Here is a 14403-nt window from a genome sequence, read left to right as displayed (position 1 = left end):
CTGACGGCTCATCACTGGGTGAAGTAGGCGAGCACCTTGGGGGATAGTGACTCGATGCGCGAGAACCCGAACCTCTCGAACTGCACCACCTTGTCCGTCTCTTCGCAGGGTATCCTCTCCATGATGCCTGACCTCACCGTACCGTCCGGCATGTGGACCTCCCCTTTCATCCCATCGCAGGGTGCCCAGTGAGCAATCTTGACCCCTTCGCGGAGAACGTTGTGATCGTTGCCGGTGTACACTCCATGACCGTCCTCCCACCGGAGGTTGCACAGGTCCTTGAGGCGCACGGTCCCCCTCTCCTTGAACCCGGCCAGGTCCTCCGCGGTGAGGTAGACCTTTATGGGTGGAGCGAGCACGTGGTCCCGGGTCCCCCTCTCGGGATGATCGGGGTGAACGGGCGATCGGGCCTCGATGCGGTCGGTACCCGTTATCTCCAGGACCTGAGGGTCCCACACGAAGAAATAACGTGAGGCGATAGGATCGATGATCTGCTTGTTGAAGGCGTAGAGGTTGTCCCAGGCGAACTCGATGTCCACTTCCTTCATGCCTACATCGATCCAGTAGCGGCGGATGGCCTCGGCCTTGATGCCTCTCTTGGCCATCGCCCGCACCGTTCCCAGGCGCACGTCGTCCCAGCCCGCGTACTCTCCCCTGAGTATACCCTGGCGAATGGCCGAGGTCTTGAGAATGGCGTCAGGTATGTGCACTAAACCGTAGTGGTGGTACCAGGGCTTTTTCCATCCGAAGTAATCGAAGATGTACTCCTGGCGTAGGGTGTTGTTGAGGTGGTCCTTGCCCCGGATGACGTGGGTGAGCCCCAGGAGGTGGTCGTCCACGGCCACGGAGAAGTTCATCATGGGGTAAACAGTATAACGGTCCCCGGTGCGGGGGTGGAGGACGGAGTCCACGATGCGCAGACCTATGAAGTCCCTTATGGCGGGGTTGGGGTGCGCGAGATCGGTCTTGACCACCAGCACCGCCTCCTCCTCCCCGAAGGAGTGCGACAGCATCCTGTCCAGGAGCTCGTGCCCCTCCTCGGGGCTCTGATCGCGATGGGGGCATGCCTGCCCCTTCTCCTTCATCTCCCTCCAAGGTTCGGCCTCGCAGGTGCAGATGTACGCCTTGCCCTTATCGATCAGCTGGCGGGCAATATCATAGTACAGCTCGAAACGATCCGACTGGACCACTGTCTCGTGGATCTCCACGCCCAGCCACTTCAGGTCCTCCGGTATCAGCTTGTAGGCATCGGGATCGATCTTGTCAGGGTTGGTGTCCTCTAACCTGTCGATGTACTTGCCCTTGTACCTCCTAACATATTCGTCGTTGAGGATGGAGACCCGGGTGTGGCCGATATGAAGCGGTCCCGACGGGCCTGGTGCTACGCGCATGACCACCTTGCCCTCTACGGCTCCCGGCAGCTCCGGAAGCTCGTGCTTTCTCTCCGTCTTGGTCTTCTTGAAAAGGTCGGGGTCCGAGGCCTCGGCGAGGCCGCGTACCTCATCGAAGGGCAGGCCGGCTATCTCCCGGCATACCTCGTCCGCGGTCGCTGCGACATCCTTGGCGCGGGAGCGTAGCTCCGGCTGCTCGGCCAGCACCTTCCCCATGACGGCCTTGGGATTGGCCTTGCCCCCATATAGGGCGGCGTTCTGGAGCGCATACTTCCTGATGACCTCTCGGAGATCGGCGGACATTGCTCGACCATCGGACAACCCGTTATTCTACCTTTCGCACCTAGGATTGGTCCAGAGAGCCTCCTCGACGGGAGGACACCTGATCTGGCCAGCTCATGTGGCGCGGATCACGGGACAAAGTCCCGGTAGTCGTCGCGGGGCGGGGAGAACACGTCCAGGGCCACGGAGTCCTCGAGCACCTCGACGGTATGCTCCACTCCTGACGGTATCACGTAACCGTCACCTGGGCCTAGGGTCATAGCATCCTCGCCGATGGTCAGAACGATTCTTCCGCTGACAACCATGCCTACCTGTTCGTTGACATGGTCATGCCAGGGGATGACCGCACCCCTGCTCATTCTGAACTCGATCAGCTGGACGCCCTCGGCTATCGCTGCCTGCCGCCTCACCACGCCGGGCAACGCGTCATGGCTCTTGGTCCCACTACAGGGGATGAACATGTGCGCCTTATCGCCACAATGCGTTATGAGCGTTCTGTCGCGTTATTCCCATTGCCCTCGAACCACGTGGCCAGCTGGTGTGAGATGGCGGAGAAGGTGCTCTCCAGTTGGTGAGTATCTCCGTGCCGCGCCTCCTCGATGCGGAGCACGTTCCCTCCCTTGGCCCTGAGATCGTTGCAGGAGTCCACGATCTCCGCCACGTCCCTTGATCCATAGATTATCAAGGTTCGTCCGGAGAGGTCGCTGCCGGTCGCTGGAAGGCTCTTGAGGTAGTCGAACACCGCGCTGGGGCGTTCCTGCTTGACGCGGTAACTTCTCACCTTGTGCAGCAGCTCCCGCGTCCTGGCGCAGTAATCGGGATCGAGCGGGGGCGAGATGCCGATGGCGTAGTCGGCATCGCTCAGCAACGCCAGGCGGCCTCCCAGGGAGTGACCAATAGCCACCACCTTCCCGAACGTACGATAGTACCGTATCGTGGTCTCCATGTCGGCGAGGAACTCGTCGTCCATGGTCAGCTGGTGCTCCCCATGCCCTCTCAGGTCGATGGTGCACGCTGCCAGTCCCTGCTCGGCGACCCTCCAGGCCAGGCCCAGCATCTCCTCCTTGCAGCCGCCATAGCCGTGGGTGATCACCGCTGCACCCTTGGGTGCGGCAGGTGAGACGAGGATGCCAGGCACCTGGAAACCTCGGGACTTGATCTCAACTCTCTCAATGTTCATCTTTAGGATCACACCTAGGCCGCATCCGGTCGATGGTCGGGAAGTGATAAATAAATGATTGGAGGCGTTATGTTAAGGTCTACCATCCATTCTTATAATGGCAGGCACGATTACCTGGCATGGCCCTGCGCGATCTTCTTACGAAGATGAAGGACGTGGTAACTGTCGATGAGGACGTTCCCCTGGACCTCGAGGTAACCAGGATGCTGATGAAGGACCAGACCCGTCCGGTCCTGTTCCCCAAGCTCCATGGCATGCGTGCCGCCGGAAACCTGTGGTCCACCCGGGAGAGGATAGCCGAGGCCATGCAGATCAAGAAAGAGCAGCTAATCCCCATGATGCTGGAGGCCATGGTCCATCCCTCCCTGCCCAAGCAGGTGGGTGACGCCCCTTTCATGGACAACGTGAGGAAGGAGTTCGATCTCACTTCCTTACCCATACCCAAGTACTTCCCCGGGGACCAGGGCCGCTACATCACCTCGGCGGTGGCCGTGGCCGAGTTCGAGGGAAAGCGCAACGTGTCCTTCCACCGCATGTGCTTGCTGGACAAGCGCTCCTTCGCCCTCAGGCTGGTCCCCCGGCATCTTTACACGATGTGGAAGGGAGCGCAGGCCAAGGGCAGGGACCTTCCCGTAGCGTTCTGCATGGGCCTGTGCCCGCCCATACTGCTGGCGGCGGCCACCTCCACCGACTACGGCACCGATGAGATGCATATCGCCTCTGCCCTCAAGGAGAGGACCCTGGGGTCGCCCCTGGAGGTCGCCAAGCTCAACAATGGGCTGCTGGTGCCCTCGCAGTCGGAGATAGTGTTCGAGGGGCGCATCACCTCGCGAATGGTCGATGAGGGGCCTTTCATGGACATAACCGGTACGTATGATTCAGTGCGCCCGGCACCGGTGTTCGAGGTGGACCGGCTGTACCTAAGGAAGGACCCCCTGTTCCATCTATTGCTGCCGGGCGGATACGAGCATTACATGATGATGGGGTTGCCGAGGGAGCCGATCATATACCGCACCGTGAACCAGGTGGTCCCCCGCGTCCACGGCGTTCGCCTCACCGAGGGCGGATGCTGCTGGCTCAATGGAGTGGTGTCCATAACCAAGAACAAGGAAGGCGACGGCATCAATGCCGCTCTGGCCGCGTTCTCCGGTCACCCGTCCATGAAGAAGGTGACCATCGTTGATGAGGACATCGACATCTTTGACGACCGTCAGGTGGAATGGGCGGAGGCCACCCGGTTCCAGGCCTCACGATCCCTCCTGGTCGTCAACAACGCTGCCGGCTCCTCCCTGGACCCCTCGGCCGAGGGGACCACATCGAAGATCGCGATCGATGCCACCAAGCCCTTCGGGGCCAAGGGCTTCGACCGCGCCGTGCTGTGATGGCTTAGATGGACCAGCGCCTCTTGCGCAGGTCAATGGTCTCGTCCCGACCCTTACCTACGGAGATGATCCCTATGGGCGTCCCCGTGCTGGTGGTGATTATATCCATGAACTTGCGGAGGTTGCGGGGCAGTGCAGAGTACCCCTTCCTGCACATCGCCGCGGTGTCCCCTCCCCAACCGGCCCAGCCGTCCACCTCTTCATAGACCGGCTTGGCACGAGCGAGCTTGGAGATCGATCCCGGGAAGTCCTGCACGATCTCCCCGTCGATATCGTAGGCCACGCAGACCTTGATCACGGGAATGTCGTTGAGGACGTCCACCTTGGTCATGGCCAGGGAGGTCACCCCGCTCAGGCGGCAGGCGTGCCGGACGACCACAAGGTCCAGCCAGCCGCACCGCCGGGGCCGTCCAGTGGTGGTACCGAACTCTCCTCCCACGCTCTGGAGGCGAGCCCCCATCTCATCGTGCAGCTCGGTGACGAAGGGGCCGGCCCCCACTCTGGTGGTGTACGCCTTGGTGACGCCGACCACGTCTCCAATGGCCGAGGGGGGCACTCCCACGCCTGAGCATATGCCTCCGGCGGTACAGCTGGACGATGTGACGTAAGGATAGGTGCCGTAATCTATGTCCAACATCGTGCCCTGAGCCCCTTCGAACAATACTTTGGCCCCCTGCTCGATGGCGGAGTTCACTATCACCGATGTATCCCGAACGTAGGGACCAAAGATCCTTCCATATTCCAGAAGGGAGCGGAGGATGGCGAACCGGTCCTGCTCCAGCTTGACGCCCAGAGCACTGGCTAACCTCTCCTTCATGGGGAAGATCATGTCCAGCCTCTCCCTGAGGTAGACCTCGTCCTGGAGGTCCCCCATGCGGATGCCGGCGCGTGCGACCTTGTCCGAGTAGCATGGTCCGATGCCCCTACCGGTGGTACCCACTCCCTTCGCTCCTCGACTCCTTTCCTCAGCGCCGTCGAGCAGGCGATGGTACGGCAAAACGACGTTGGCGCGATCGGAGATGATGAGCCCGCTGCCGCTCCGCCCCGTCTTTCTTATGGCCTCCATCTCCACGAGCAGCTCCTCGCAGTCGATGACCACACCATTGCCGATGACCGAGGTCACGCCCTCGCGTATGATGCCCGAGGGCAATATGTGAAGGGCGAAAACCTCGTCCCCCACCTTGATGGTGTGGCCAGCATTGGCCCCTCCCTGGTATCTGACCACCATGTCGGCTTCCTCGGCCAAATAGTCTGTGATCTTACCCTTACCCTCATCTCCCCATTGAGAGCCAATAACCGCAAGCGTTGGCATCGGTCCACCAGTGGGATTACGTCAGTAGAACGAAGTATTTTAATTGTTTCGTCATTTATATGTCATATCGTTCTATATATGTCGAGCACCTCCCTGGAAGGGAGGTCGGTGCGGATCCCCGTGGGTGAGAAATGGGTGCGTGATACCTTGCCGCAGGCACCCAGGGCCTCGAGGACCGTCTCTAAGGGTCGAGGTGAGGTTCTAGACAAGGAGGCCAGTTCATCATTGTCATAGAAGAACGGTACTTCCAGCTCCCCTCTCCACAGGTCCAGGTATTTCCTGCATCGGGCGACCTTGTGCAGCCCCTCGCCCGCGTTCATGCTATTCAGGACCTCGTGGTCGTGAAGTGGTCCCAGCCACAAGGGCCCCATGGAGCGGGCCGACGTTCTTTCGGGGGATATCGAACGGTAACCGGTGTCGGGGTCGTAATCGATGTACCCCAACTTTTCCAAGGTGCGATCGGCCTCGGCCCCGCTTTCCTTCATGCGGACGAAGGTGCGCATATAGTGGTCCGCATAGTAGGATAGGACGGTCTCAAAGCCCTTGTCCTCCTTAGCAGCTTCCCTGGCGATGTGGCCTATGAGTATACGCAGCCCCGCCTCATGCCCGAAGGGGCTCCGCCGGGAGAGCGCCCCGTAGCGGCGTGCGCATTTCTTGGGGTAGGTCCCCGCCAGGGGGGCCGTGTCCGTGGCCGTGATCCCCGCCATCCCGGACCTCCTCAATCCCTGCATGACCGCAGGCACGAAGGGGACCGGTGTGCCGAAGGGATCGAGGTCAATGTAATCGAAGACCCGTCGGGCAAGCAGGCAGCGGAGGTCCTCGTTGGAAGCCTCCAGATTGGCCGTGGAGTTCAGTTCCGCATTCGCCGTGATATAATCGCAAGCTTCCACGTCCTTGTCGTTGGCGACCATGAGCACATCCGGCCTGGCCTCGTTGGCTATGCGGACGGCCCTCACCCCGGTGGCGGCCATGGCGTCCAGGGCCGTCCTGACCCTAGGAGAGGATGCCAAAAGCATTACCGAAACGTCTCGATTGAAGGACATCTGGTCATTGAAGAACACTCTTCCGATGCGCTTCCCCGGCCCCTTGTTGGAGTGCTGTTCGGGTACGTATAGCTCGGTGGACCCTTCCTTGATAACCACAGAGCAATGGGGAGAGCTCACAGAAGTTCGCCTTTCATAAGCTTCATGATCTTGTAAGGCAGGAGGTTGCGGTTGATGGGTGTGACCTCAAGGATGCGGACGTCATCCCTGCGCCTGATGTCCTGCAAAAGTGGATTTCGGGATTTCTTATGCAAAGTGAGCAAAAGAGGCTTTTCCACGTCCAACGCATGCTTCACCGTCTCAATGAAGGTCTGGGACTCCACTTCCATCCTCCCCACCTCGTCGATGACGATCACATCAGCGTCCTCGCAGGCCTTTATCAGAGCCTTCACGCCCACGCGTTCCAACGCCTCCAGGTCCACGCCGAACTTGCCTACCATGAACTTGGACTGGATGTCCACATGCGCGAACACCCCCTTTTCCTTGCTGGACCAATCGATGATGGCGAAGCCGGTCCTTTTACCGCCCTCTGTGATGGGCTCGGTGACCATACCTCCGACCTTCACACCTTCGGCCTCCAACATCTCTATCACCTTTAGTAAAGCATGGGTCTTACCTGCTCCAGGTAGACCGGTGATGCCGATCTTGATCGTGGTGTTCATTGTGTCACCGAATAAATCTAGGACCAGTTCCCCCAACCGGTCTGAACGATGCCGGCCCATATGGGGCTCCTTTATTAATATGGTTTTCGAATCGTTTGGCCAGCGAAATAATTGCTGGGACCACGGGGCAGTTCTTGCACCTGAACAAGTTAGGGTGCATCGTCACTCCTGTCGTTCAAGCTCCTCCATGGAGGTAATGTACATCAGTGGATAGTGGATATCCTCAAGATATCGCATCTCCCCCACGGCCCGGACCGAGCCGATGTGGATGCCCACGATGACGTCCAACATCTCTCCGGTCAGTGATTGGTAATCGTACTCGTTCCTCTTCATTCGTAGTCTGTCCCTACGAATATGCACCTCCACCGATTCCACGAAGGGCTGGACCTTTATCCCTTCCTCGATCGCACGCTCTAGGCTTTCGACGCTCGCCGCCGTCACCGGCGTACCTATGAACTGGTGGTACACTGCCGCCAGCTTGATCCCGGCCTCGAAGGCCGCTCTCTCCCGGTCATTGCAGCGGAAGTACCCTGCCGCCCGCTCCTCTCTAGAGGTCGTCATTCCAATCTCTCTCATTTCGTTGTATTGCCGCTCCGCTATAATAAGGCCTATGAAGGACGGGAGCCTAACAAGGCAACCTCTCAGGACATATGCGCATAAGGGAGGGCCTTACCATGGTCGAGAGCAACATATTTCGCTGGATCCGACACGCTGCGTACCTGGGGGCGATCACACCTTAACCGGCATTCCCACAATGAAGGTCAGTGCGAAAGAGTTCCAATTCATGTCGCTACTGATCTCGCACCTCGTCCGCCGAATCCAGCTGATGAGGGAACGCTCATCGATCGAGTTGGGGCAGAATGCGAACGTCTTGTGAAGAGCAGCAAGCGTCTGATCCCTTTCAAATATTGGTATTTGTGCCGCTAAAAAGGGCGTCGCATCAGACATGGTTGCTGTCAGAGATACCGCCCCCGGGCCATTTACATATGGCCAAATCGATGAACGATCGACAGCAGGCCAGCTGATACGTTTTGAAGCTTAGTTATTTATACACAACCCAATATCACGAGACTAATGCGGCCTCAGGACCGAATAATGGAACTGAAGAGGGAACGCAATGCCGTCATCCTCGCGCACAACTATCAGATTCCCGAGATACAGGACATCGCTGATTTCGTAGGTGATTCTCTTGGCCTTGCTGTGGAAGCGGCCAAGACCGACGCCGAGGTCATCGTTTTCTGCGGGGTCGACTTCATGGCCGAGAGCGCCAAGGTCCTGAACCCACAAAAGGTGGTGCTCCACCCCGAGCAGAAAGCCAGGTGCCCCATGGCAGCCATGTGCGAACCCGATGCGCTGCGTCTGCTGAAGAAGGACTTTCCCCGGGCGGAGGTCGTTGCCTATGTCAACACCTCAGCGGAGTGTAAGGCCGAGGCTGACGTGTGCTGTACCTCTTCCAACGCAGTAAAGGTCGTTAACACACTGGACTCCGATCTCGTGATCTTCATACCCGACGAGAATCTCGCCTCCTATGTGCAGAGGTATACTGAGAAGGACATCATACCCTGGCCTGGTTACTGCCCTACCCACGATGCCATCACCGTGGAGAAGCTCAGCAAGCTCAAGGAAGAGCATCCTGGTGCAGTTATCCTGGTACATCCCGAGTGCCGTCCCGAGGTCATCGACATGGCCGATGCTGCGCGCTCGACCGAGGGGATGCTGAACTATATCAGGGACTCCCCCAAGACCGAGTTCATCATCGGCACCGAGCAGGACATGGTCCACCGGCTCAAGAAGGAGCTCCCAGCTAAGACCTATTACACGGTCACGGGTGCGGTCTGCCCGACCATGAAGCTCATCACCTTGGAAAACATCATAGCGGCCCTGGAGACCATGACCCCGGAGATCACCCTTGACGCTGAGCTGATGGAACGCGCCAAGAGGCCTCTGCAGCGCATGTTGGATATCGGGCGCGGCGACTGAGACGGAGAGATCATCGTTCTTCATAAGGGGACCAACAGGTCCCTGTTCTTCTACTCCTTCTCAGAAAAGGATGAGGTTCAGGGAGCTGAGCATGAAGTACAAGGCGAACGCGACCAGAAGCACCCCGCAGCTTGCGAACAGAAGCTTGTATCTTTTTCCGGTGAAGAAGGAGCGGGAACGGTTCACCGAATAGGACACGAACTGCAGATAGCCCAGGTCGCATGCGAGATGTATTGCCGCGAAGACCGGAAGCATCAGCAGTCCGTAACCTGCGGCCACGCCGATCAAGGACGCACCCACCGTGGCCCACCACACCAGGAAGTAAGGGTTGGCGGCCGTGAGCACGATGCCGGCGCTGAACGGTCTGAGCCTGGAACCTTGGACCTGATCCCCATCGATCTTGGTGCGGAACATGCTGATCCCCATGTAGAGGAGGAAGGCACCCCCCACCAGGCCGATTATGGCAAACACGCTCTCATCTTTGAGGACAGCCTCGAAACCAAGGAAAATGGCGATGATGAGGGGGACCTCGATGACCGCGTGTCCCGCGGCGATCTTCAGACCCGCGTTCCTATCGTCGTACCCCTTGGCCACAGCGGTGGCGAACACCGGACCGGGCATGAGGGCTCCGCTAAGGGAGATGAAAGCCACCATGGCCAGGAAGAAGAGCGGGTCGCTAGCTTGGTCCATCGTCCGACCCATGTTGCGCGGGATATTTATGGATTCTCAAATATTGTCTCGAGTTCGAAGTGAACAAAGGCCTTGATTGCTTGGCCCTAAAGACTCCACCACCGTGATATATTTCCAATGTTCTCCCCACCGTGGGAGGGACTCCCGGTGACGAGAAGAGGGTCAGCGGATCCCTGGGGATATGATGAGACCTTCTAGGCTGATGGGAGCCCCTCTCGCTTCGCTTCGTCCAGGAGGCACGGCCTTTTAAGGCACAGACGGGTGATATCAAGCATTATCAATATCCCCGCCGTCACCAGGACCAGCCCCAGGAGCCAGGAGAAGGAATAATCGAAACCCGGGCTGGCCCGCTCAAAGCCCTGTCCGAAGAGGAGGGTCACGTACATCGGTATGAGCCTCAGGGCGATGCCCTTGTACTGAACGGCCCACAAAGAGAAGAAGGCGAAGGGGAGGATGAAGTAGCCCAGCCGTATCATGGGATAGACGGAGATGAACATCACCGTGGTCAGCATAGCTCCCCTCCAAACGTCCAGCTTCCATCTCTTGAAGAGATAGTAGGAGAGGAGCAAGGCTGCGACCGTGAGCCCGGCGCCCACCTCCCCCGGAAGGTGCCAACCTCCCACACCTATGAGATTTATGATGGACATCCCCGCGCTTCCCTCGCCGCTTCTGCCCAGCAGATAGTATGATGGGAACCTGAGGAACTCCTCCGGTGCCAAGATGAGAAATGGCAGTGCCACGAGGCCCGAGACCAAGATCACCAGGCCGATGCTCAACAACCGTTCCCTCGTCCCCTTGATGCTCAGAAGGGTGATGGGATATGTGACGATAGGCAGGAACTTGGTCCAGAAGCCCACCGCCACGGCCACGGCCGATGATCGGGCGTGTCCACCCAGGAGCAAAAGCACTGGAAGGATGTAGAAGAACGCCACCATGGGCTCGTCCTGGATCCCCCAGGTGGCATCCTGCACTGCGAACGGGCAGATGACGAACAGGAGGGCGGCCAGGAAGGCCCGGTGATCATCCCAACGACGCATGACCGCGTAGATCCCCAAGGAGGTTAGGATGGGGAACAGGGAGAAGTAGATCTCGTAGGCCCACCATTCTCCTCCGATGATCTGGGCGGGAAGGAGTAAATAGTTGATGAGGGGAGGTGCCTCGATGTCCAGATCCCGGTAGATAAGGCCGCCGTTCAGTATGAGGCTTGTCCGTTCCTGGTAGATCGCCAGGTCCGGGGTGGTGCCGAAGGATGAGTCCAGCCATTGCCTGATGATCAGCCCGTCCACCACGATGAATGAGCCATAAACGACAATTCCAACCAACAATATGGCTGCCACATGATGATAAGGGCTCATGGACCGAACACGCTCGATGAACTTTCTACTCCCGCCTTCCGCCATGATCGGTCCTCTCATCCCATCCGAGGTCTATGACCGGTGGCCCATATCCCCTCAGTTTTTATAATTCCTTTGCCAGCCTCACGTGGTTTAGGGGGCGTAACCTTAATAGGGACAGCTTTATGCACATCTGGACCATTCGGAGGTCAGCGTTCCGAGGCTAGCTGGGCATAAGAACCTCTTGCTCATGGCACAGGTGGGGCGCAGATTGGTGAGATCATGAGTTTATCAGACAGTCTTGTTGAGTCCATTGAGTTCATTGTACTGGGAGAGCCTACCCCTGAGGGTAGCACCAGAGCTTACTACATAAAAAATCTCGACCGGACAGTGACCACGCACCAGAACAAGAAGGAGCTGATGGCCTGGAGGAACCGCATCGCCACCGAGGCCCAGCGGGCACTGGAGGGAAAAACCTGGGTGTGCGACTGTACGTCCGCATATGGGGTGAGGGTGGAATTCGTTCTAACCCGTCCTCCTTCGGTCCCGGAACATAAGAGGATCAACCCTACGGTGAAACCGGACATCGATAAGCTGGTCCGCGCCATCAACGATGCGTTGACCGGGATCTTGTTCGTGGACGACTGTCAGGTGGTCTCCATGACCATGAGCAAGGAGTACGGGGACGAGCGCAGGGCCGGGGCCTATGTCATCGTCGAGCGTTATGTGAACCAGTTAGAGCGGAAAAAGAAGGAACGGAAACGCACCCTTTCACCCCAGAGGGATGAACCCTGCGAGGATCCTAGGGATTAGTCGAACCCCCCCCCCTCTCCACAGCCGTAAGTACGCCCCCACCAGAAGTGAGGCGGGATAAAGGACCTCCTCCTCCATCCTGGCATGATGCTTCAGATCCTGGGCGAAGGAAACATAGTCCATCTTACCAGCTTCCGCCGCCCTCTGGGAAAGGACATCGAGGGCCTTTACGATAACGGCGTGCTCCTCCACCATCCGGGGCATTTCCACGGCGAGCCTGTCGGTAAGTGATATGACCTCCAGTAAATCCTCCTTCACCTCCTCCCCGGTCAGGGTAAGCATCCCCAGCGGTGGCAGAGCGAAGGCCTCTTCCTTCTCGAAGTGCGGCGCCAGCGCTTTCATAACCTCCCTTGCCGCACTCCCCAGGGCGCCTTGCTCATCGATAGCTCTCTCCAGCACCTCATGCAGGTGGGCATGCTCCTCTGATATCGAACCAGGTATCTTCATGGCGGTTCCCGAGAAACAATCAGAGACCAAGAGCTAAGTACCTATCCTCGGAACCTGCCGGGATCCTGCCTGTCTCTTTGATCGTGGCACTATCCCCGTCGATGCATATTGGACCGGCAATGGCATGAAAAAGAAAGCGTGGGAGGAAAAGGTTTAACGATCTCAGGGGACCAGCCGGATACGGTCCCGAGGGAACAGTATGGTCTCCCTGATGTTGGGGAGGTTCAGCATCTTCTGCAGCATCCTTTCCACTCCCAGCCCCCAGCCGCCGTGAGGGGGCATTCCATACTGGAAGGCATCGAGATAGAAGCGGAAGGACTCAGGGTCCAATCCCTTCTTCCTCATCCTCTCTACCAGGTGATCGTAGCGGTGCTCTCTCTGCCCACCAGAGGATATCTCCTGGCCCATATAGTCCAGGTCGAAGGAGTAGGAGTACGGGGTGCCGTCCTTCTCCATTATGTAGAAGGGCTTCGCCTCCTCTGGATATTCGACTATCCAGTACATGTCGTGCCCCTTCTCCTTCATGATCTCGCCAAGGCACTTCTCACCCTCTGTACCCAGATCGTCCCCCAGCTCCAGCTTCATCCCTTCGCTCTGGACCATGTCCATGGCGTCCTTGTACTCGATGACGGGGTAAGGGGCCTTGGGCACACTGATCGTGGTGTTCAGCGCCTCCAGCTGCGGCCCGACCTTTAATTCCAACCCTTTGATGACGGCCAGGGTGCATCTCTCGATGATGTCCAGAACGTCCTTCATGGAGTCGATGAACGCCATCTCCCCATCGAAGGATATGAACTCGGACACATGGCGAACGGTGTCGGAGGGTTCGGCCCGGAACGCCGGCCCGATCTCGAACACCTTGTCAAGACCCGTGGACATGAGCATCTGCTTGTAGAGCTGAGGGGATTGAGCGAGATATGCAGGCTTGTCGAAGTACTTCAGCTGGAAAAGGGTCGACCCTCCCTCTGCCCCTGATGCTACGATCTTGGGCGTGAAGACCTCCACGAATCCCTCGTCCACGAGGAACTGGTCTATGAGGTTGTGGGCCACGGACTTGATCTCGAAGACCGCCCTGGCCTCAGGCTTGCGAAGGTCCATGAAGCGGTGGTCGTAGCGGGTATCGGCCTCCACGTTCACCTTGTCCACCACTCCCATGGGGAGGGGAGAGGCAGCGGGGCTCAGGACCTCGATGGACCCTGGGATGACCTCGACACCGCCCTTGACCTGGTTCGCCGCCTTGGCGACTCCGGTCACCTTGACCACGGATTCCCTGGACAGGGAGGTCAGGGTGCTCAAGACCTCGGGGGAGACCTTCTTCTTCGGGGCAGTTACTTGGACGAGGCCATAGCGGTCCCTGATTATCAGGAAGGATATCCCGCCCAGATTCCTTATCTCCTGGGCCCACCCTTTGATGATCACGTTCTTCTCCGCATCCGCAGGAGAAAGGGTCCTGGAGTCACGCAGCATCGACTCGCTCATAATGATACCGTGGCGGGATGGAACCCGACACTATAAAAGTGATGGAGCGAGAAGAAAAGGATGCAGGACCGAAGACAATATGGTCAGGAAGTTCCAATATCACTGAGCATGAGCTTCAAGGTGGTCATTGATCAGGAGGGCTGCACTCAGTGTGGCCTATGCTACAGCGACGAATGCCCTGAGGTCTTCGTGGAAGGCCCCGACGGAACCTCGGAGATCGCCAGCAAATACCAGGACGGGTCTCCCGCCAACGGTAATGTGCCCGACGACCTCAAGGAATGTGTTGAAAAGGCCGTTGATGTCTGCCCCGTCAGCGTCATATCCATATCTTCGTAACGTTGTCCATGGTCTGGCGGAAGGCCTAAAAACGCGATTAATCGATGGATGAGAAATCCATCAACCTATTTA

Annotated in this window: 15 protein-coding genes; 4 read left to right on the top strand and 11 right to left on the bottom strand. The window is 58.4% G+C overall.

The annotated features are described in order from the left end of the window. Nucleotides 1–11: 11 nt before the first annotated feature. From GXX95_01770 to GXX95_01760, 3 genes are all read right to left on the bottom strand, one after another. Nucleotides 12–1694, bottom strand: coding sequence for a glutamate--tRNA ligase (locus tag GXX95_01770; protein NLT36874.1), 1683 nt, complete (start codon nucleotides 1692–1694; stop codon nucleotides 12–14). A gap of 107 nt (nucleotides 1695–1801) precedes the next feature. Continuing rightward, the gene (locus GXX95_01765) at nucleotides 1802–2134 is read right to left on the bottom strand and encodes a cupin domain-containing protein (protein NLT36873.1); all 333 of its coding nucleotides are present in this window, start codon (nucleotides 2132–2134) and stop codon (nucleotides 1802–1804) included. 23 nt (nucleotides 2135–2157) lie between these two features. Next, a complete protein-coding gene (locus tag GXX95_01760) occupies nucleotides 2158–2853 on the bottom strand; it encodes an alpha/beta fold hydrolase (GenBank protein NLT36872.1) in 696 nt (231 codons plus the stop codon). Nucleotides 2854–2972: 119 nt separating this feature from the next. Between GXX95_01760 and GXX95_01755 the strand changes: the two genes are divergently transcribed. Continuing rightward, on the top strand, nucleotides 2973–4235 hold the full coding sequence (locus tag GXX95_01755) for a UbiD family decarboxylase (GenBank protein NLT36871.1): 1263 nt from the start codon (nucleotides 2973–2975) through the stop codon (nucleotides 4233–4235). A 4-nt stretch (nucleotides 4236–4239) separates the two neighbouring features. On the opposite strand, the gene GXX95_01750 is transcribed toward GXX95_01755, so the two are convergent. From GXX95_01750 to GXX95_01735, 4 genes are all read right to left on the bottom strand, one after another. Beyond that, entirely contained in the window at nucleotides 4240–5547 is a 1308-nt protein-coding gene (locus GXX95_01750) for an adenylosuccinate synthase (protein NLT36870.1), read from the bottom strand. Between the two features lie 62 nt (nucleotides 5548–5609). Then, a complete protein-coding gene (locus GXX95_01745) occupies nucleotides 5610–6710 on the bottom strand; it encodes a N2,N2-dimethylguanosine tRNA methyltransferase (protein ID NLT36869.1) in 1101 nt (366 codons plus the stop codon). After that, nucleotides 6707–7312: an NTPase gene (locus GXX95_01740; GenBank protein NLT36868.1), complete on the bottom strand. Its 606-nt coding sequence runs from the start codon at nucleotides 7310–7312 to the stop codon at nucleotides 6707–6709. The genes GXX95_01745 and GXX95_01740 overlap by 4 nt, the downstream gene beginning before the upstream one ends. A 102-nt stretch (nucleotides 7313–7414) precedes the next feature. Next, nucleotides 7415–7813, bottom strand: a complete 399-nt coding sequence (locus GXX95_01735) for a dihydroneopterin aldolase (GenBank protein ID NLT36867.1) — start codon at nucleotides 7811–7813, stop codon at nucleotides 7415–7417. Nucleotides 7814–8326: 513 nt separating this feature from the next. Here GXX95_01735 and nadA point away from each other — a divergent pair. Further along, nucleotides 8327–9232 carry a quinolinate synthase NadA gene (gene nadA, locus GXX95_01730; GenBank protein NLT36866.1) on the top strand — a complete coding sequence of 302 codons (906 nt, stop codon included), beginning with the start codon at nucleotides 8327–8329 and terminating at the stop codon, nucleotides 9230–9232. Nucleotides 9233–9292: 60 nt separating this feature from the next. Here the strand turns inward: nadA and GXX95_01725 are convergent, their stop codons facing one another. Further along, nucleotides 9293–9922: a LysE family transporter gene (locus GXX95_01725; GenBank protein NLT36865.1), complete on the bottom strand. Its 630-nt coding sequence runs from the start codon at nucleotides 9920–9922 to the stop codon at nucleotides 9293–9295. A gap of 194 nt (nucleotides 9923–10116) precedes the next feature. Beyond that, entirely contained in the window at nucleotides 10117–11322 is a 1206-nt protein-coding gene (locus GXX95_01720) for a hypothetical protein (GenBank protein ID NLT36864.1), read from the bottom strand. A 216-nt stretch (nucleotides 11323–11538) separates the two neighbouring features. Between GXX95_01720 and GXX95_01715 the strand changes: the two genes are divergently transcribed. Continuing rightward, complete coding sequence (locus tag GXX95_01715) at nucleotides 11539–12069, top strand: RusA family crossover junction endodeoxyribonuclease (GenBank protein NLT36863.1); 531 nt, start codon at nucleotides 11539–11541, stop codon at nucleotides 12067–12069. On the opposite strand, the gene GXX95_01710 is transcribed toward GXX95_01715, so the two are convergent. Continuing rightward, on the bottom strand, nucleotides 12028–12546 hold the full coding sequence (locus GXX95_01710) for a hypothetical protein (protein NLT36862.1): 519 nt from the start codon (nucleotides 12544–12546) through the stop codon (nucleotides 12028–12030). The genes GXX95_01715 and GXX95_01710 overlap by 42 nt on opposite strands. A gap of 132 nt (nucleotides 12547–12678) precedes the next feature. After that, on the bottom strand, nucleotides 12679–13995 hold the full coding sequence (gene aspS, locus GXX95_01705; protein ID NLT36861.1) for an aspartate--tRNA(Asn) ligase: 1317 nt from the start codon (nucleotides 13993–13995) through the stop codon (nucleotides 12679–12681). A 108-nt stretch (nucleotides 13996–14103) separates the two neighbouring features. On the opposite strand from aspS, the gene GXX95_01700 reads away from it, so the two are divergent. Continuing rightward, on the top strand, nucleotides 14104–14331 hold the full coding sequence (locus GXX95_01700) for a ferredoxin (protein ID NLT36860.1): 228 nt from the start codon (nucleotides 14104–14106) through the stop codon (nucleotides 14329–14331). Nucleotides 14332–14403 lie beyond the last annotated feature (72 nt).

This window comes from Methanomassiliicoccus sp., from assembly GCA_012719175.1.
Classification (GTDB): domain Archaea; phylum Thermoplasmatota; class Thermoplasmata; order Methanomassiliicoccales; family Methanomassiliicoccaceae; genus UBA6.
This window is presented reverse-complemented; position numbering and strand designations above follow the sequence as displayed.

Bases quoted from the DNA above. Each gene is read 5' to 3' on its own strand.
- GXX95_01770 (NLT36874.1), bottom strand. From the start codon at position 1,694: ATGTCCGCCGATCTCCGAGAGGTCATCAGGAAGTATGCGCTCCAGAAC.
- GXX95_01765 (NLT36873.1), bottom strand. From the start codon at position 2,134: ATGTTCATCCCCTGTAGTGGGACCAAGAGCCATGACGCGTTGCCCGGC.
- GXX95_01760 (NLT36872.1), bottom strand. From the start codon at position 2,853: ATGAACATTGAGAGAGTTGAGATCAAGTCCCGAGGTTTCCAGGTGCCT.
- GXX95_01755 (NLT36871.1), top strand. From the start codon at position 2,973: ATGGCCCTGCGCGATCTTCTTACGAAGATGAAGGACGTGGTAACTGTC.
- GXX95_01750 (NLT36870.1), bottom strand. From the start codon at position 5,547: ATGCCAACGCTTGCGGTTATTGGCTCTCAATGGGGAGATGAGGGTAAG.
- GXX95_01740 (NLT36868.1), bottom strand. From the start codon at position 7,312: ATGGGCCGGCATCGTTCAGACCGGTTGGGGGAACTGGTCCTAGATTTA.
- GXX95_01735 (NLT36867.1), bottom strand. From the start codon at position 7,813: ATGACGACCTCTAGAGAGGAGCGGGCGGCAGGGTACTTCCGCTGCAAT.
- nadA (NLT36866.1), top strand. From the start codon at position 8,327: ATGCGGCCTCAGGACCGAATAATGGAACTGAAGAGGGAACGCAATGCC.
- GXX95_01725 (NLT36865.1), bottom strand. From the start codon at position 9,922: ATGGACCAAGCTAGCGACCCGCTCTTCTTCCTGGCCATGGTGGCTTTC.
- GXX95_01720 (NLT36864.1), bottom strand. From the start codon at position 11,322: ATGGCGGAAGGCGGGAGTAGAAAGTTCATCGAGCGTGTTCGGTCCATG.
- GXX95_01715 (NLT36863.1), top strand. From the start codon at position 11,539: ATGAGTTTATCAGACAGTCTTGTTGAGTCCATTGAGTTCATTGTACTG.
- aspS (NLT36861.1), bottom strand. From the start codon at position 13,995: ATGAGCGAGTCGATGCTGCGTGACTCCAGGACCCTTTCTCCTGCGGAT.
- GXX95_01700 (NLT36860.1), top strand. From the start codon at position 14,104: ATGAGCTTCAAGGTGGTCATTGATCAGGAGGGCTGCACTCAGTGTGGC.